This is a genomic window from Candidatus Nitrosopumilus sp. bin_6a, assembly GCF_054095695.1.
On the sequence record NZ_JBSWSR010000002.1, the window covers coordinates 87,720 to 104,236 of the forward strand.

Annotated in this window: 19 protein-coding genes; 12 read left to right on the top strand and 7 right to left on the bottom strand. The window is 31.6% G+C overall.

Annotation, left to right across the window (positions count from 1 at the left end; translation table 11 throughout):
* Positions 1-63 precede the first annotated feature (63 nt).
* Positions 64-966, top strand: coding sequence for an AsnC family transcriptional regulator (locus tag ACW9XA_RS03065; protein ID WP_457762942.1), 903 nt, complete (start codon positions 64-66; stop codon positions 964-966).
* A 25-nt stretch (positions 967-991) separates the two neighbouring features.
* Entirely contained in the window at positions 992-1,507 is a 516-nt protein-coding gene (locus ACW9XA_RS03070; RefSeq protein WP_457762943.1) for an NUDIX hydrolase, read from the top strand.
* Here the strand turns inward: ACW9XA_RS03070 and ACW9XA_RS03075 are convergent, their stop codons facing one another.
* Entirely contained in the window at positions 1,508-2,488 is a 981-nt protein-coding gene (locus ACW9XA_RS03075; protein WP_457762944.1) for a PhoU domain-containing protein, read from the bottom strand.
* Positions 2,489-2,553: 65 nt separating this feature from the next.
* On the opposite strand from ACW9XA_RS03075, the gene ACW9XA_RS03080 reads away from it, so the two are divergent.
* The 7 genes from ACW9XA_RS03080 to ACW9XA_RS03110 are packed head-to-tail and all read left to right on the top strand — an operon-like array spanning position 2,554 to position 7,824.
* Positions 2,554-3,465: a pantoate kinase gene (locus ACW9XA_RS03080; RefSeq protein ID WP_457762945.1), complete on the top strand. Its 912-nt coding sequence runs from the start codon at positions 2,554-2,556 to the stop codon at positions 3,463-3,465.
* A 9-nt stretch (positions 3,466-3,474) separates the two neighbouring features.
* The gene (locus ACW9XA_RS03085; protein WP_457762946.1) at positions 3,475-4,239 is read left to right on the top strand and encodes a 4-phosphopantoate--beta-alanine ligase; all 765 of its coding nucleotides are present in this window, start codon (positions 3,475-3,477) and stop codon (positions 4,237-4,239) included.
* Positions 4,232-5,071: a 3-methyl-2-oxobutanoate hydroxymethyltransferase gene (gene panB / locus ACW9XA_RS03090; protein ID WP_457762947.1), complete on the top strand. Its 840-nt coding sequence runs from the start codon at positions 4,232-4,234 to the stop codon at positions 5,069-5,071. Before ACW9XA_RS03085 ends, panB begins: the two co-directional genes overlap by 8 nt.
* Positions 5,052-6,311: a bifunctional phosphopantothenoylcysteine decarboxylase/phosphopantothenate--cysteine ligase CoaBC gene (gene coaBC / locus ACW9XA_RS03095; RefSeq protein ID WP_457762948.1), complete on the top strand. Its 1,260-nt coding sequence runs from the start codon at positions 5,052-5,054 to the stop codon at positions 6,309-6,311. Before panB ends, coaBC begins: the two co-directional genes overlap by 20 nt.
* On the top strand, positions 6,308-6,487 hold the full coding sequence (locus ACW9XA_RS03100) for a hypothetical protein (RefSeq protein WP_300323855.1): 180 nt from the start codon (positions 6,308-6,310) through the stop codon (positions 6,485-6,487). The genes coaBC and ACW9XA_RS03100 overlap by 4 nt, the downstream gene beginning before the upstream one ends.
* On the top strand, positions 6,484-7,326 hold the full coding sequence (locus ACW9XA_RS03105) for a methyltransferase domain-containing protein (protein ID WP_457762949.1): 843 nt from the start codon (positions 6,484-6,486) through the stop codon (positions 7,324-7,326). Before ACW9XA_RS03100 ends, ACW9XA_RS03105 begins: the two co-directional genes overlap by 4 nt.
* Before the next feature lie 12 nt (positions 7,327-7,338).
* Entirely contained in the window at positions 7,339-7,824 is a 486-nt protein-coding gene (locus ACW9XA_RS03110; protein ID WP_457762950.1) for a hypothetical protein, read from the top strand.
* 2 nt (positions 7,825-7,826) lie between these two features.
* Here the strand turns inward: ACW9XA_RS03110 and ACW9XA_RS03115 are convergent, their stop codons facing one another.
* Complete coding sequence (locus tag ACW9XA_RS03115) at positions 7,827-8,891, bottom strand: M24 family metallopeptidase (RefSeq protein ID WP_457762951.1); 1,065 nt, start codon at positions 8,889-8,891, stop codon at positions 7,827-7,829.
* Positions 8,892-8,962: 71 nt separating this feature from the next.
* Between ACW9XA_RS03115 and ACW9XA_RS03120 the strand changes: the two genes are divergently transcribed.
* A complete protein-coding gene (locus tag ACW9XA_RS03120; RefSeq protein WP_457762952.1) occupies positions 8,963-9,976 on the top strand; it encodes a tRNA (5-methylaminomethyl-2-thiouridylate)-methyltransferase in 1,014 nt (337 codons plus the stop codon).
* Between the two features lie 73 nt (positions 9,977-10,049).
* Positions 10,050-10,328 carry a cell division protein SepF gene (gene sepF, locus ACW9XA_RS03125; protein ID WP_300323840.1) on the top strand — a complete coding sequence of 93 codons (279 nt, stop codon included), beginning with the start codon at positions 10,050-10,052 and terminating at the stop codon, positions 10,326-10,328.
* Here the strand turns inward: sepF and ACW9XA_RS03130 are convergent.
* Positions 10,320-12,260, bottom strand: a complete 1,941-nt coding sequence (locus ACW9XA_RS03130) for a beta-CASP ribonuclease aCPSF1 (protein WP_457762953.1) — start codon at positions 12,258-12,260, stop codon at positions 10,320-10,322. The genes sepF and ACW9XA_RS03130 overlap by 9 nt on opposite strands.
* Before the next feature lie 7 nt (positions 12,261-12,267).
* Positions 12,268-12,900 carry an archaeal proteasome endopeptidase complex subunit beta gene (gene psmB / locus ACW9XA_RS03135; protein ID WP_457762954.1) on the bottom strand — a complete coding sequence of 211 codons (633 nt, stop codon included), beginning with the start codon at positions 12,898-12,900 and terminating at the stop codon, positions 12,268-12,270.
* A 75-nt stretch (positions 12,901-12,975) separates the two neighbouring features.
* On the opposite strand from psmB, the gene ACW9XA_RS03140 reads away from it, so the two are divergent.
* Positions 12,976-14,040 carry a sn-glycerol-1-phosphate dehydrogenase gene (locus tag ACW9XA_RS03140; protein WP_457762955.1) on the top strand — a complete coding sequence of 355 codons (1,065 nt, stop codon included), beginning with the start codon at positions 12,976-12,978 and terminating at the stop codon, positions 14,038-14,040.
* On the opposite strand, the gene ACW9XA_RS03145 is transcribed toward ACW9XA_RS03140, so the two are convergent.
* Genes ACW9XA_RS03145 through ACW9XA_RS03155 form a run of 3 tightly spaced genes read right to left on the bottom strand, consistent with a single transcriptional unit; the run spans position 14,037 to position 16,506 of the window.
* Positions 14,037-14,783 (bottom strand): FKBP-type peptidyl-prolyl cis-trans isomerase, encoded by a 747-nt coding sequence (locus tag ACW9XA_RS03145; protein WP_457762956.1) that lies wholly within the window; start codon positions 14,781-14,783, stop codon positions 14,037-14,039. The two genes, ACW9XA_RS03140 and ACW9XA_RS03145, sit on opposite strands and share 4 nt — an antisense overlap.
* Before the next feature lie 41 nt (positions 14,784-14,824).
* Complete coding sequence (locus ACW9XA_RS03150; protein ID WP_457762957.1) at positions 14,825-15,970, bottom strand: pyridoxal-phosphate-dependent aminotransferase family protein; 1,146 nt, start codon at positions 15,968-15,970, stop codon at positions 14,825-14,827.
* 41 nt (positions 15,971-16,011) lie between these two features.
* Positions 16,012-16,506: a nicotinamide-nucleotide adenylyltransferase gene (locus ACW9XA_RS03155; protein WP_457762958.1), complete on the bottom strand. Its 495-nt coding sequence runs from the start codon at positions 16,504-16,506 to the stop codon at positions 16,012-16,014.
* Positions 16,507-16,517: the final 11 nt, after the last annotated feature.

Genomic DNA, 16,517 nt, shown 5'->3' on the forward strand with positions numbered 1-16,517 from the left:
TATAGACAATTTTATATCATATTAGTAATTTTTATAGTCATAGGAGTCATTATAGGTGATAAAATGGACAATTTAGATATGAAAATCTTCACTAGATTATTAAATAATTGTAGAGAATCAGACAGGCAAATAGGCATAGAATTAGGAATTTCCGGAGGAGCAGTAAGAGCCAGAATTAGAAAAATGCAGGCAAAGAAGATTATTGAAGAATTTTTCATCAAAGTTGAACCTCCTGTTTTGGGTTATGGTGTCTTGTACTTTGTTGTATCAGGTGAAAATACAAAAGAAATTTTAGAGCAAGCTAGTCTTGTAGGAGAACCGTATTTTGTTGTTCCATGTGTTGGAGGAATAACGGTTTGTGGCATTTCTGTAAAAGAGAACATGGAACAAAAAATAGAGTTAGCAAAAAAATTAATGAAAGATGTTAGAGTTTTATCAATTTTTGAAGCAGAGAATCCAGGATATGATTCAAATCTTACAAAAACAGATTTAGAGATTTTAGAAGAGCTAATCAAAGATCCTAGACAAAGAATAGAACAAATTGCAAGAAATACAGGAATGTCAACAAAAACAATAACAAGATGTATTGAAAAATTGCATGGAAATGATGGAATTCAATTCACATTAGTTTATGACCCTAAAAAAATTGAAGATTTTATTCCTCATGCCATATTAACATGGATAGAAGGAGACCTTAAAGAAACTTTAGAAAATCTCAATAATTCATTTTCTGAATCATACTTGCAAATTCCCTTTGTAGCAAAAAATCAAATTGTTCTGTTTATGTATAGTAATAATATTTACAAAATGGATGAATTAACACAAAAAGTAAGGAATATTCAAAATATAAAATCAGCTGATTTGTTCATTCCGAAAAAGATTTCATTTTATGTAAAATGGATTGAAGAAGCTATTAATAATTTTAGAAAATCTCCAAAATTACATTTAACATATCAAACAAATTAAATAATAACAATTTTCAGCATACTATATGAAAGAAACAAAGATCTATGAAGGAAAAATATTAGGTCTTAGTGTTTATGATGGAAAAATAGAAGGTAGAAAAGTTAAACGAGAATATATCAAACATAGAGGTGCTGCAGCAATGCTAGCTTTTGATGAAGAAAAAAAAGTAATACTAGTAAAACAACACAGATATCCACATGGTTATGTTTTAGAAATTCCTGCAGGAACATTAGAGAAAAAAGAAGAGCCAATAAAATGTGCATTTAGAGAATTAGAAGAAGAAACAGGATATAGAGCAAAAAAAATGACTCCTCTCATTACATATTATCCCTCAATTGGGTATAATGCCGAGATTATTCATTGCTTCGTAGCCTCAGGATTAAAAAAAATATCGGATTTAAAACTTGATGAGGATGAAATTTTATCAGTAGTAAAAATGGATTTCAAAAAAGCCCTGTCAATGATAAAGTCAGGTAAAATTCAAGATTCAAAAACAATATGTGCGATTTTAGCATATGCTGCAAAGAAAAAATTATACTAATTATTTATTGTAAATAGGTTGTACAAGATCGGCAACATCTGCCCAAGACTGTGCAATTCTTTCAAACATATATATCAAATCTAGAAAATCTAATGGGATTTGTTTTTTATTTCCTAATGAAGTTCGTAATAAACTAAGTTTTTCTTCATATTGTTTATGCATAGATATAGCTTCGATAGCCAATAATCTATCTGGTTTTGTAAATGCAATAATGGATTTTTCAGCAACTTTATTGAAATCTATTACTACATCATAGATTTTTTTTGAATATTCTTCTGATAAAGAAAAATTGAAAATAAACTCAGATAACTCTACAATAGAATCACCAGCATTTTCAAGGACATTTGCTGCAACTCTATAATCTAATACATCAATATTTTCTAAATTAAATACATTGGATAATCTCTTATCAACTAAAGTACTTCGAATTAAACGTACAAGTAGAAAATATTGTCTATTTACTTCAACATCACGTTTTGATAATGTTTGTAAATTTGATTTATCATCTGAAATTAATCCATTTAATACATCATCATACATTCCTAGTGCTATAGAGCTCATTCGTTTTAGAATTTTTGCTGGATTAAGAGTTGTTGCATCCAAAAGAAACTGCATGTTAATATGAGATGCATCCTCTTCAATTATTTCCATGCCAACCAAACGTCTCATAGAATTACGGATCTCTTCTCTGTCTTTACCAGGAATAATTGATTTTGAATTAATTACTATAACATCATATCCCAAAAGATAAGCCCCTGTGATATTAGCTACAATATTTTCTTCTTTAGGTAATGGATACGAGATTACAAGTTCTTTTGTAGGTCTAGTTTCTTTGTTTGCAGAGATTGAAATACTGTCTTGACCAGTTTCAATTTCAACTTGACTGCTTTTATCCAAATTGTTTGCATCTACCCATTCCTTAGGTAAAGAAACTAAGATACTACTTCCAATTCTTTGTAGGCGTCGAATGAATTTAGTCAATTTATACTAATATAATTAATTTAAGCCATATTCTTATATTTTGTGTAAAATTTAAACTCAGATCAATGGAAGCAACAGCATTTTGTCCTGCACATATCACAGGTTTTTTCAAAGCACATTTGGAAGATGAGCAGGGGGATTTAGAGAATTTGGGTTCTATGGGAGCAGGATTTTCAATTAAAGAGGGAGTTACTACTACAGTTAATGTTCAAGAAATAGAAAATCAAGAATCAAATTTTGAAATCACAACAAAAGGATATCAGGCAGACAAGACAGATGTTTCAGAATATGTATTAAATGAGTTTTTAAAATTAGGAGAATTTTCAACAAAGTTTTTTGATATTAAACATGAAATATCAATTCCAGTAGGATTCGGTTTAGGATCTAGCAGTGCAGTTGCATTATCATTGTCATTTGCATTAGATAAAGCACTTAATACAAAATTAGATAAAACAACCATAGGACAAATTGCTCATAATGCAGAGGTAAGTTGTAAAACTGGATTAGGGGATGTTTTAGCATCATATCATGGTGGATTTGAAATTCGTGTAAAACCAGGTGCACCAGGAATAGGTCAAGTCGAAAAAATCGCTACAGATAAAATTTCTGTTATCATGATTTGTTTTTCTCCAATATCTACAAATAAATTCATCAAAGAACGATTATCTCAAATCAATGGACTGGGAGGAAAAATGGTAAACAGATTATTAGAATCAAAAAATTATGAACATTTTCAAGACATGTCATTAGAATTTGCAAAATATGTAGATATCATGACTCCAAGAATGCAAAAGATAGTTAAAGAATTATCTGAAAATAATATCAAATGTGGAATTGCACTTTTTGGTGAAACAATTTTTTCAATGATTCCACAAAAAATTGAAACCAAGGTTTTAAAAATATTAGAGAAATATCCTGATGGAATAATTATTAAATCAGAATTAGATCGTAATGGAGCAAGAGTTCTAAACAATTAATCAGAAATTATGTCTTTAATTCCTAAATCTCATCCAAGAGCTAAATCATTATTAATTCGTGAAAAGCTCGTTGATGGGTTTGATAATGGATTAGTTGCAAAAGAAGGTCTTTTGGCTCAAGGGAGAGGAGAAGCCTTTGATTATCTTTTAGGAGAGAAAACAGGTAAAGCTGCATTACAAGCTATTAGAGCTGCTGCAGCACAATTACTAATAGCAAAAATGCCGGTCATCTCTGTAAATGGAAATATAGCAGCATTATGTCCAAAAGAAATTGTAAGACTATCTAAACAAGTTAAAGCAAAATTAGAAGTAAATCTATTTTATACAAATGAAAAAAGAAAACAAGCAATTATCAAAACTCTCAAAAAAAACGGTGCAAAAGAAGTGTTAGGCTCAAAAATTACTTCATCAAAGAAACTTCCAGGCATTGATTCAGCAAGAAGAATTGTAGATAAGGATGGTATTTTTGTAGCAGATGTAGTGGTAGTTCCATTAGAAGATGGGGATAGAACAATGGCACTTAGAAAAGCAGGAAAAACAGTCATCACATTTGATCTAAATCCCCTTTCTAGAACTTCAGAAACTGCCAACATTACAATTGTAGATAACGTAACACGCGCAATTGATTTGTTAATAGCAGAATCAAAAAAATTATCAAAAGAGAATCAAAAAACACTTCTAAAAATTATTAAGAATTTTGACAATAAAAAAAATCTTAGGAATAATGTCATACAAATAAAAAATAATTTATCAAGGAGAGCCAAAATTGCATAAAACTATTCAAGATATCATCAATATGAAAAAAGAGAAAAAGAAAATTTCGGTAATTACAAGTTATGATTATACTTTAGCTTCATTATGCGATAAATCAGGAATTGATGTGTTGTTAGTTGGAGATAGTGCTGGAATGGTGATGCTAGGATATGAAAATACAATTCCAGTAACTATGGATCAAATGTGCATGTTTACAGAAGCTGTGAGTAGAGCAAGAAAAAATTCCTTATTGGTATCTGATTTACCATTCATGTCATATCAAGCAAGTATTGAAGACGCAATTAACAATTCTGGAAGATTGATTAAAGCAGGAGCAGATGCAGTAAAACTTGAAGGCGGTTCAATAATGACTGAAACAATTAGTGCAATTGTAGATGTCGGAATTCCTGTAATGGGTCATATTGGATTACAACCTCAGACTACAATGCTTTCAGAAGGTTACAAGGTTCAGGGAAAAACCAAAGAAACTGCGATGAGGTTAATTGAAGATGCAAAAGAACTTGAACAAGCAGGAGTTTTCAGCATTACAATAGAAATGGTTAGTCATGAAGTTGCTCAAATAATTTCTGAAACAGTAAATGTACCAGTTATAGGAATTGGCTCAGGAGTAAATTGTGATGGACAGGTATTAGTTGTTCAAGATTTGCTAGGCATGTATGATAAAATTAAACCAAAGTTTGCTAAAAGATACATGAATTTATCTGAAGATATTGTAAGATCACTTGAAGATTATAAAAAAGATGTACAATCAGGGCAATTTCCTACTAAAGAAAATTCATTTTCTATGAATGATGAGGAATTAAAGAAATTACGTGAACAAATTGGTAGTTAAAACGAAAATAAAGAAAAAAGATCATCCGTCATTAGACATTGTCAGTTCACATGGAGTGGAATTATCTGGAAAACGTATTGTACTTTGTGTAGCAGGAAGTGTTGCTGCATACAAAGCAATTGAACTAGCAAGATTACTAATGAGACATGGTGCAGATGTAAAATGTGTGACAAGTAATGCAGTTACAAAATTAGTTCAGCCAGAATATTTTAAATGGGCAACAGGTAACGAAGTGATAACAAAACTTACAGGAGAATTAGAACACATAAGATTAGCAGATTACAATCAATCAGATTTGATAATAGTATATCCTGCAACTGCAAATACACTAGGAAAATTGGCCAATGGAATTGATGATACACCAGTATCAACAGTACTTACAGTAGGATTTGGTTCAAAAATTCCTATTTTGATGTGTCTTGCAATGCATGCATCAATGTATGAAAATTCTGCAGTAAAAAAGAATATAAAATTTTTAAAAAACAAAATTGAATTTCTTTCGCCTAAAATGATAGAAGGTAAAGCAAAATCTCCTGAACCTGAAGACGTTTTAGATTTTGTCTTAAATAAATTTGGATTTTCATCTGCATTAAAAAATAAAAAAGTGTTAATGACTGCAGGGCCTACAATAGAATACATTGATCCTGTTAGAATTATTACAAATTTGAGTTCTGGAAAAACAGGATCCCTTTTGGCATCTGAATTAGTTTCTGCAGGAGCTAAAGTGACTCTAATCTATGGCCCTGCAAATGAAAAACCACCATCAGGTGTCAAAATAATTAATGTTACAACAAACAAAGAAATGCTTGATGAAACAAAAAAAGAATTAAAGAAAAAATATGATATTGTAATTATGGCAGCAGCAGCTTCAGATTATACACCTCAAAACACATCAAAATCTAAGATAAAAAGCGACAAAGAATCACTTGTAATCAGGCTCAAAAAGGCTCCAAAAATCATTGATCAGGTAAAGAAATTACAAAAAGATACACTCCTGATTGGATTCAAAGCAGAAACTAATCTAACAAAAAATGCGTTAATCAAATCTGCACAAAAAAAGATGAAAGATTCTGGTGCAGATATTATTATTGCAAATGATATAGGTAAAAAATATCAAAAAAACACAAATTATAACCAAGTATTTTTTGTAGATAGAAAAAAAGTTATTGCATCTGGTTGGAAGAAAAAAGAAAAAATTGTAAAGTTTATCAGAAAAGAAATTGAAATGAAAATAAAATGAAAAATTCTGATATTAGAAAATTAATTTCACAATACAAAGAGACTATCATCAAACAAAAAAAGAAAAATACAGATAGTATCAAACTATCTGAAAAACTCAAAGAGATAGAACATAGATATTATCATGAGACCGGAAGAACATTAAAATCAGATTTAAAGGAATTTAGAGAAGATTGAGAATAAAATCATCTGAATACAAAAAACGAAATATGAAAATTTGGAATGAGGTTGCTCCACGATATCATAAAAGATGGGCTACAGCTAGTAAAGGTCCATTTCAAAGTACAAAAAAACTAGTTTCATTACTTGAAATCAAAAAAGGTGATCACGTTTTGGATGTTGCAAGTGGAACAGGTGTTGTTACTAAGTTATTAAAACAAAAGGTAGGAAAAGTAGGGTATGTTATTGGTGCAGATACATCAACTAATGCAATAAAGATTGCAAAAAAATGGAATGAAAAATCTCAAAATCTCTTGTTTGTAAATGCTGATGCAGAAAATTTTTCATTCAAAGAAAAATTTGATGTTATAACATGTCAATATGCACTGTTTTTTTTTCCAAATTCTCAAAAGGCTCTAAAAAACATGAAAAATAGCCTCAAAAAAGATGGAAAATTAGGCATTTCAGTTCATGGGCATCCTAATAGAGTGCCATATTTCGATTGTATTTTTGAGGCAGTAACTCAGTTTATTCCAGATTATGTGCCTCCAGGTACTCCAGATTTTGATAGATTTGGAACAAAAAAACAACTCAAAGATGAGATAAAAAAAGCAGGGTTTTCAAAAATCAAAGTAAATGATTATGATTTTCCCTACAGTCCTGGTACATTTGAGCAATATTGGAAAAATTATTTGAGATATATTGCAATGCCAGTAAAAGAAAAACTAGACAAATTAGAAAAGTCTCAGAGAAAAGAACTCAGAGATATGGTAAGGCATAACACAAAACCATACACAAAAAGAGATGGAACAATCAAATTTCCTTGGGAAGTTTTAATTTTAACTGCAAAATACTGAAAATTAAGAGAAATGGCAAAAGACAAGAAAAAGAAAGAAGAGAGCAAACCAAAAAAGAATGATTTTAAATCATTTCTCAAAAAGAGAGCTCCAATTTATCTTGCTTTGATCGCAATGTTGGTAGTTTTTGTAATACCTGAAATGACAAAAGGAACTTTGGAAAAAAGTTTGCCAGAATTTTCAGCTGAAGAGCAACAGATTGTAGATATTTTGATGAAATATAATGGTCCAAATAATGATGGACTAACTGTCTTTGAGGCATTAGAGAATAAAATTAATGAGGAATATCCTGATGAGAAAATTTTTGATCATAAAAAAACTACATTAGATCTAACTGTAACAAAGCTAAACCCTGAAGAATATAAAATAATTTTTAATTTTAAATCTCATAAGGGAGAAATGAATTATGATTGGAATGTTAATGCAAGTTCAGAAGAAATTACATCAAATAATTCAGAAGCAAAACACATTATTGATTTAGTAAACTATTACGATTAGCCTTAAACTGTGACTAAATCTTTGGTAAATTTGTGCATTATGATTGGTTGCTCTTTTACAATGAGTGAATCCTCAATCCTAATTCCAAATTTATTTTGAATATAGATTCCTGGTTCTACAGTAATTGCCATGTTTTCTTTTAATTTTGTATTACTTCTGTAAGAAACTGTTGGTAATTCATGTACTTCTAAACCAATTCCATGACCTGTTGAATGTATAAAATATTTACCATAATTTTGATCTTCAATGTATTGTCTACATGCAGAATCTACATCTTTACAATCAACATTTGGTTTGACAGCTTTTAGTCCAAGTCTTTGGGATTCTTTTACAATTTCATATGCCTCATTTGCATCTGAGGAAATTTTTCCAATTGCAAAAGTTCTTGTTGCATCAGAAACATATCCTTTGTATCTTAATGTAAGATCAGTAACTACAAGATCACCTTTTTTGAATTTTCTACTAGTTACTTGTGCATGTGGAAGAGCACCGTTTGGACCTCCAGCAACAATTAGCGGGTTAAGTGTAGATTTGTATCCAGTATCAAACATTCCCTGTTCCATTGCATATGTCATGAGAATTGTTTGTAATTCAGATTCTTTTTGGCCTACTTTCATCTTCTTTGAACAGATTTGGAACATTTCATCTATGATCTTTGATCCTTTTTTGAGAATTTGTATTTCTTTTTCATCTTTTATGATACGTGAATTGTAAAATGGTTCAGTGGAGGATTTTATTGTTGGAATTGATTTTTTTAGAGACATCATGGTAGAATAATTTTGGCAATCTGTACATACTTGATTTTTCTTAATTTTTTTAATCAAATATGAAATCAAACCTTCACCACGTTCAGCAGTAATCACATCACAGTCTTCAGATTCTTCTTTTGCTCTTTCAACTTCTAGTTCAGGAGCAATGATGGTAGTTTTTCCATTTTTTTCAAGTAATCCAATTGCCTCACCCCAAAATCCAGTCATATAAAACAGGTTTTCAGGCTCAAATGTAACCAGTGTATCACAATCAATTTTTTTAGCATGTTTTAGAAGATTCTTTCTGCGTTGCTTCATAAAGAAACATCTACAATTCTCAATTTATGTATGATGTAAAGTTTGTATATGGAAAATTGAATTAGATCGCAATGGCTGAAGAAAAAGAAAAGAAAAAAGTAGTCGCATTACTATCTGGAGGACTAGATAGTCAACTTGCAGTAAGAATGATGCAAGAGCAAGGATTTGATGTTTCAGCTGTTGCAATTAAAACTCCTTTTTGTGATTTTGATTGTGGAAGAGGATGTGGATTTGAAATTAGAGAAAGAGCTGATGATCTTAATGTGAATTTAAAAACAGTTTATCTTGGTGATGAGTATATTGAGATGTTAAAACATCCAAAACATGGAATTGGGGCAGGATTTAATCCATGTGTTGACTGTAGAACAATGATGTTTGATGCAGCAAAAAAACACATGGAAGAGATCGGTGCAGAATTTATTATTTCAGGAGAAGTTTTAGGACAACGTCCAATGAGTCAACATGAACCAGCATTACATCTTATTGAAAAGGAATCAAATTTGAAAGGAAAAATTGTTAGACCATTATCTGCAGGATTATTACCAGCAACTGATGCCGAAAAAGATGGTTTGATTAAAAGAGAAAATCTTGGAATGATTAGAGGTAGAACAAGAAGGACTCAAATGCAAATGGCTAAAGAATATGGAATTGAAAATCCTCCAAATGCAGGAGGTGGTTGTTTGTTAACAGAACCACAATTTGGAATTAAAGCTAAAGATTTGTTTGATCATGTTGAAACCCCGTCAATCAATGAAATAGATTTACTAAAAATTGGAAGACATTTCAGATTGGATGAAGAAACAAAATTTGTTGTTGGAAGAAAGAAAGATGAAAATGAAATGATAAAAGCATTAGCCTTGCCAGGAGATATTTTACTTGAAGCTAAAGATTATGTCGGACCGGTTTCAATTTTACGTGGTAAGAATGCAAAATCCCACATACAATTTGCATCAGCTGTAACTCTAAGATATTCTGATGCACCAGAAACTAAACATAGTATTGTTTCTGTCAAAAATGGAGATTCAATACAAGAAATTAGTTCAGAATGTGCAAAAGAACAATCTTACATTAAATTTAGAATGTAGGCGTGAAATTTTTTAAAAATCAGCGTAAATGAAGGAAGAGTTTTTGAGGAAGTAGATCTCATTTTCAACAAGGATGCAAAAACAAGAAAATCCAACATATCTGAAGGCTATAACGATTCGAGATATTAGCGATGTTCATTCTATTAAAGAAGACATCAAAAAAGATATGATTTTGATTTTGAGAGTTACACCACTAGCACAAAAAGATGTGGAACAACTTCGTAAAGTAGTAGAAGAATTGTATTCTATTGCAAAAGCAGCTAATGCAGAAATTGCAAGATTGGGAGAAGAGAGAATTATTGTTGCCCCATCTAGTATAAAGATCTGGAAACCAGAATACGATCTAAAATAATTTTATAGCTTCTTGAACTTGTGGATAGTGTGCAGGAACTTTATACATTCGTCTAATATTCATAGCAAGATTTTCTGATTTTTTACGTTCTCCATGATTAACTAATACACGACGAAGTTTTGGTCTTAGTCTTTGTACAAATGACATTAACTGATTATAATCACTGTGACCACTGAAACCATCTAATTTTTCTACGCCACAGTTTATTGAAACAACTTCAACTTTACCTTCTTTACCTAACATAGTTGCTTGTTTTGAGCCATCTAGAACTCTTCGTCCTAAAGTTCCGTTTACTTGATATGAAACGAATAGAACCTTGTTCTTTTTATCAGGTGCAATATTTTTGAAATATTCTAAAACAGGTCCACCTTCAAGCATTCCAGATGTTGCTAATATTATACATGGAGAATTATCTCTCATAGGTTCTTCCCTAGCATCGGCATGTTCAATATTAGTAAAATATTCTGAATCAAATGGATTATCATCAGTTTCCAAAATCTTTTGTTTTAATTCCCTTGCAAGATATTCTGGGTATGATTCATGTATTGCTGATGCTTCTGAGATCATCCCTTCTGTAAATACAGGTGCTTCAACCATTTCTCCAGATTTCATATAATGATCAATCACCATCATAATTTCTTGTGCACGTCCAACAGCAGGAATTGGAATCAGAACTTTACCACCATCTGCTAAAGTGTTGTTTACTGCATTAATGAAAGCAGATTCAACTTCTTGTCTAGTTGGTTGAATGTCTTCTTTAAGACCATATGTACTTTCGATCAATAATGTTTCTACTCTTGGGAAATTCCAACTAGCAGCTTCAAACAGAATACTTTTTCCAAATTTAATATCACCAGAATAAACAAAATTATGATCACCATTTCCAATATGGAAGTGGCATAAAGCTGAGCCTAATATATGACCTGCATTTGCAAGTACAAGTTTGATATCAGGAGAAATATCAGTTACAGTTCCATATGGTAAAGTAATTGTTTGTCTCATTATCTGTTTTACATCTCGTTCTGAATAAATTGGAGTTCTACCTTGAGCAGAAGCTACTTTGATTGCATCTAACTGAATCAAATTCATCATTGGAAGTGTTGGCTCAGTACAATATATTGGTCCTTTATACCCATATTTACAAAGTGTTGGCAAGAATCCAGTATGATCCAAGTGTGCATGTCCAATAACTATTGCATCAAGTTCATCTAATGTTATGTTTAGAGAATCCAATCTTGGAAATGCATCCATAGGAGATCGTGCACCAGGGTTAATTCCACAATCAATTAGGATCTTACTTTCAGGAGTTGATAATAATAGCGAGGATCTTCCTACTTGGCCAAATCCACCAAGAGTATAAAGTGACACCTCTGTTCTTTGAGATAATCTAGGTCTGAAAATTTCATCACCTACCTGTTTAAGCTGTTTGCTTCTTTCCATTGATGCTTGCTTTAGAGTTGCATTAATTGTTTGAATTGTGCGTGAAGGAATGGTGGTAGATTTTCTGATACGTAATCTCCAGCCTATTTTCTCAGTAACTTCTGCATGATTGAATTCTTTAGCATTCCTTTGTAATAGCCAAGGTCTTTTTGCTTCAACTGATACTTCACCAGTTGCTGTATCAAAAATAGTTCCTTCTAGCTTTGCTTCTTTTGGAACACAATCTGCTAAGATTTTTCTAGCTTCATCTTCAGGTTTTCTAATAGATTCATCAGTTCTGACAACAATTCTTTTTTTAATTATATTTACAAGATTTGAAATGGTATCATTATTTTCCATCAGATATCTAGGAGAGTTTGTATAAAGAGCAATTCTTGGTCCTTCATATTCTATCTTAGTAACACTCGCTTCTTTAGGTATACTTTGCAGTATGGTGGCCATTATATTCTGGCTAGTAGGAGGTAATTCTTTTGATTGTTGTTTTCTTTGCATTAAATCACTAAAGTTCGATGACGGCTTTTTTTTGTTCATCGGTTAATAGACGGAAACCATCTTTGTCCATAATTGCGATGTTGATTCCATCGCCTGTACCAATGTTTCTAACAATTGCGGCTTTAACAGCTCGTAGAGCTACTTGTTTTGCTTCTTCAATAGTAAGATCTTCTCTATATTCTTCTTCGAGTAAACCATAAGCTACTGGAGAACCGCTACCAGTTGTAACATATGATTTCTCTTCAACTGAACCAAACATATCGACATTAAATAATGAAGGACCATTTTCATCATATCCTCCAAGCAAGATATCTGCCATGAATGGATATCCTCTATTTTGATGGAAAATTAATGAACAAAGTCTTGCTAGTGAATGAATTGAGATGGAACCTTGTTTTTCAACTCTGTGAAGATTAGAATGATAACGTAAAATATCTACAATATTTTGTGCGTCTGCAACACCGCCTGCCAATGTTAGTCCTGCATGTTGATCAATTTGTTGAATTTTCATGGTATTATTATTAGCGATAAAATAGCCTGCACTGGCTCTCATATCAGCACATAATACGACACCGTCCTTAGTCTTGATACCTACAGTGGTAGTCCCATGCAAAATTTTTTCTTCAACGTTATTTGACAAAATACACCTACTAAGATAATGTGAAGTGAATCTATCCCTTTTAAATAACTTTTTGATCCATTGAAATCATAAATAATGAGAAAAAATCAAGATCGCATGGATTCACACACAATGGAATTACCTAGACAAATTGTTGTGGGTGAAAAGAACATTAATGAATTTGCAGGATTTCTACAAGATTTAATCAAGCCTAAGAAAGTATCGTTAATTTCGGGAATTCATGTAAAAAAAATTCTCAGACAAAAAATTGAAAAATCATTAGAAAATAAAAAAATCAAATTTGTTTGGCATATATCAAAAGATAATCAATTCAGCAGTTTAAAAAAAATTCAGATGGATGTAAAAAAAGATCATAGTGATATTATTGCAGGAATAGGTGGCGGTCGTTCTGTAGATACAGCAAAAATGGTTGCTTTTAATTTGGATATTCCATTTGTTAGTGTACCAACAGCTGCTTCACATGATGGAATAGCTAGTCCATTTGTTTCTATAAAAAGTGATAAACCTCATTCAATTGTTGCATCTGCACCATTAGGTGTTTTTGTAGATATTGACATCATCAAAAAAGCACCATCAAGATTACTTGCAAGCGGATGTGGAGATTTAGTAGCAAATATCAGTGCTGTTAAAGATTGGAAATTAGGACGAGATAAAACAGGAGAATATTATGGAAGATATTCAGCTAATTTAGCAATTATGAGTGCAGAAATTGTTATGGAACAATCTAGTCAATATGCTAAGAAAGGTCTAGATGCAAGAGTAATAGTTGAAGCTTTGATTAGTGCAGGAGTTGCATCATGTATTGCAGGAAGTAGCAGACCATGTTCAGGTGCAGAACATCTTTTTTCACATGCATTAGACAAAATTGCACCAGGCAAAGGATTGCACGGTGAAAAATGTGGATTGGGTGCAATTATGATTGCAAAACTTCAAGGACAAAACTGGAAAGAAATCATTAAAACATTAAAAGATGTAGGCGCTCCAACTACTGCAAAACAAATTGGTGTAACTCCAGAACAAGTAGTGGATGCATTAATGATTGCACAAGATTTACGACCAGAAAGATATACAATTCTAAAAGAAATTGATATGACAGAAAGAAGAGCTAAAAATCTTGCAAAGAGTACTAAAGTAATTTAAGCGGTTTTTTGTTCAGGAGTTTTTTCTTTTGTTTCAGGTTTTTTTGTTTGAGTTTGTTTGTTGATATGTGTTTCAACAAAACTAACTTTTTCTAAAGTAGGAACAAATTTGAAAATATCCAACTGAATAAAATGTTTCATTATTTGTAGTCCATCAGCACGTAAAATTTCTTCAGGAATTGTAATGCTTACTTCTTTATCCTTTAAGTCAAATGCAATTTTTGTATCCTCAACAGGCAATCTATTTTTGAGAATTCCATCAACTTTGTCATTTGGAGAATCAAGTGATTTGATGACATTAACATCAAACAAAATTGTTTTTCCTGCATATCTGTGATTATAGTCAACTTGAACTCTGCCAGAACCAATAAAACGAATAATTCCTCTTTTGTTATCAACTTCAATTGTATCACCAACTGTTACTTTTTCTGCATCTTCTCCTAATTTTCGAATAGGAATCATTCTAACTTTTCCAGAATCTCTTTCACCGAAACCTTTGTCTGGTGTTACTTCTACTGTAAGTTTATCTCCCACTGCTGTTTTTGCAAGGGCCTCATCAAGTCCTTTTAGAACAGGATAAGAAACTTCTCCAATAGAAACTAGTTTTGGTTGATATTTGACATTTTGTTCATGAATAGAATGTTTTTTTGCATCTTCTTCAATAGTGGTATCAAAAATCTCTTCAGTATCTTTTACTTTTGCAGTATAATCAACTAGAATTAATGATCCTTTATCAAATGTCAATGTGATCGGTCTCGAATTTCCTTATATTAAGTTAACAGGGTTTAGAGAGCTTTAAGTTTTTCTTCAGCAATATTCAGACCTGCTTTAGCATCAACATCATAACCCATCATATCTAATGTGGATGCAATTCCAGAAATTGCTCTCATAACATGATATCCATTCACTTCTCCCATACATCCAACTCTGAAGACTTTACCTTTTAGATTTCCAAAACCACCTGCAACTAGAATTCTAAATTTCTTGGCAAGTGTATCACGGAAAATTTTGTCTTGTAATCCATCTAGATAGTTTAATGCAATTACTACTGTTGAACGTGAATTTTCATCAGCAAATGGGCTTAATCCAATAGCAGATAATCCAGAGTATAATGCATCTGAACAAACTCTGTGGCGTTGAATTCTTTTTTCCATTCCTTCTTCAAGAATAATTCTCATTGCTTCTCTATATGCATAGAGTACAGGTAATGCTGGTGTAAATGGAGTATGTTTTGATTCATCATAATATTTGAAATATCTTGGCAAATTGAAATACATTGTACTTGGTGGATTTGCTTCCATGTATTTTCTAGTTCTTGCATTAACACAAATTGGTGAAATTCCTGGTGGACATGCAAATGCTTTTTGAGCACCAGTCATTGCAATATCTATTCCCCATTTATCCATGTGTAATTCTTCACCACCTACAATAGATACTCCATCTAAAACATAGTAAGAGTCATTTCTAGAGGTCAAATCCTTAATTTTATCAAGATAGTTAAGCATAGTTCCAGTTGAAGTTTCATTCCATACAGCATAGAATGCTTTAACATCTTTGTTGTTATCAAAGGCCTCCTTAATTTGATCATATGTAGCATTTACACCTGGTTCAGTTTCAACACGAATTGTTTCTCCACCTGCCCATTCTATTTGCTGTGCTAATCTAGAACTGAATTCTCCATTAACTGGAACAATTACTTTATCACCTTTTTTGACTAAATTTACAACAGAGCACTCTACAGCACCAGTACCAGAAGCCGAAAGACAAACTGCATCTCCTTCAGTCTCGAAAATCTTTTTTGTATTATTAACACATTCTTCATAAAGTTCTACGAAATCATCACTTCTGTGATTGATTGATGGTGTTATCATTGCTCGGGTTACTCTTTCAGGAACGTTTGTGGGTCCAGGGAGCATTACTAAATATTCCAAATCTTATCTCAGTTTGACATTTTATTGAGGCTTATTTATAATTAAAGAATTTTTAATAGATCTTTTACATTTGATTTTTTTAAAAAATTTCTAGTCCCAGTAGGTACAAGATCATCCCATTTTTGATCGCGAATTATAAGATCGCGAATATTGGTTCCAGATAATGATTCTCTATTCAAAAATGGAATAGAAATAACCTGAGTATTTCTTTTTGAATAAAGATGCTTTGTTAATTCGTCATTTGAGAAAATTATATCAAATTTTGGTACAATGGTATCTATTTTTTCAATCCATTTAATGTGATTATCAACGTCTGGAATAAAATAAATTGAAATTCTCTCTTTCATTGAATCATCAATAGAAGATAGAATCATTTCTTTTCGTTGTTCAGGGGTAAATGGATTGCTTTTGTCGATTGGTTTATTGGAACTACCTAAACCTATCCATAATTTATCAACTTTTGATAATGCAAATTGTAGTGCTTTAAGATGACCTAAGTGAAAAGGTTGGAATCTACCTATCAATAAACCATTCATATCAACTATAG

Bases quoted from the DNA above. Each gene is read 5' to 3' on its own strand.
- ACW9XA_RS03080 (WP_457762945.1), top strand. From the start codon at position 2,554: ATGGAAGCAACAGCATTTTGTCCTGCACATATCACAGGTTTTTTCAAA.
- ACW9XA_RS03155 (WP_457762958.1), bottom strand. From the start codon at position 16,506: ATGAATGGTTTATTGATAGGTAGATTCCAACCTTTTCACTTAGGTCAT.
- ACW9XA_RS03100 (WP_300323855.1), top strand. From the start codon at position 6,308: ATGAAAAATTCTGATATTAGAAAATTAATTTCACAATACAAAGAGACT.
- ACW9XA_RS03110 (WP_457762950.1), top strand. From the start codon at position 7,339: ATGGCAAAAGACAAGAAAAAGAAAGAAGAGAGCAAACCAAAAAAGAAT.
- ACW9XA_RS03115 (WP_457762951.1), bottom strand. From the start codon at position 8,891: ATGAAGCAACGCAGAAAGAATCTTCTAAAACATGCTAAAAAAATTGAT.
- ACW9XA_RS03140 (WP_457762955.1), top strand. From the start codon at position 12,976: ATGAGAAAAAATCAAGATCGCATGGATTCACACACAATGGAATTACCT.
- ACW9XA_RS03065 (WP_457762942.1), top strand. From the start codon at position 64: ATGGACAATTTAGATATGAAAATCTTCACTAGATTATTAAATAATTGT.
- ACW9XA_RS03120 (WP_457762952.1), top strand. From the start codon at position 8,963: ATGGCTGAAGAAAAAGAAAAGAAAAAAGTAGTCGCATTACTATCTGGA.
- ACW9XA_RS03070 (WP_457762943.1), top strand. From the start codon at position 992: ATGAAAGAAACAAAGATCTATGAAGGAAAAATATTAGGTCTTAGTGTT.
- sepF (WP_300323840.1), top strand. From the start codon at position 10,050: ATGCAAAAACAAGAAAATCCAACATATCTGAAGGCTATAACGATTCGA.
- ACW9XA_RS03130 (WP_457762953.1), bottom strand. From the start codon at position 12,260: ATGCAAAGAAAACAACAATCAAAAGAATTACCTCCTACTAGCCAGAAT.
- ACW9XA_RS03085 (WP_457762946.1), top strand. From the start codon at position 3,475: ATGTCTTTAATTCCTAAATCTCATCCAAGAGCTAAATCATTATTAATT.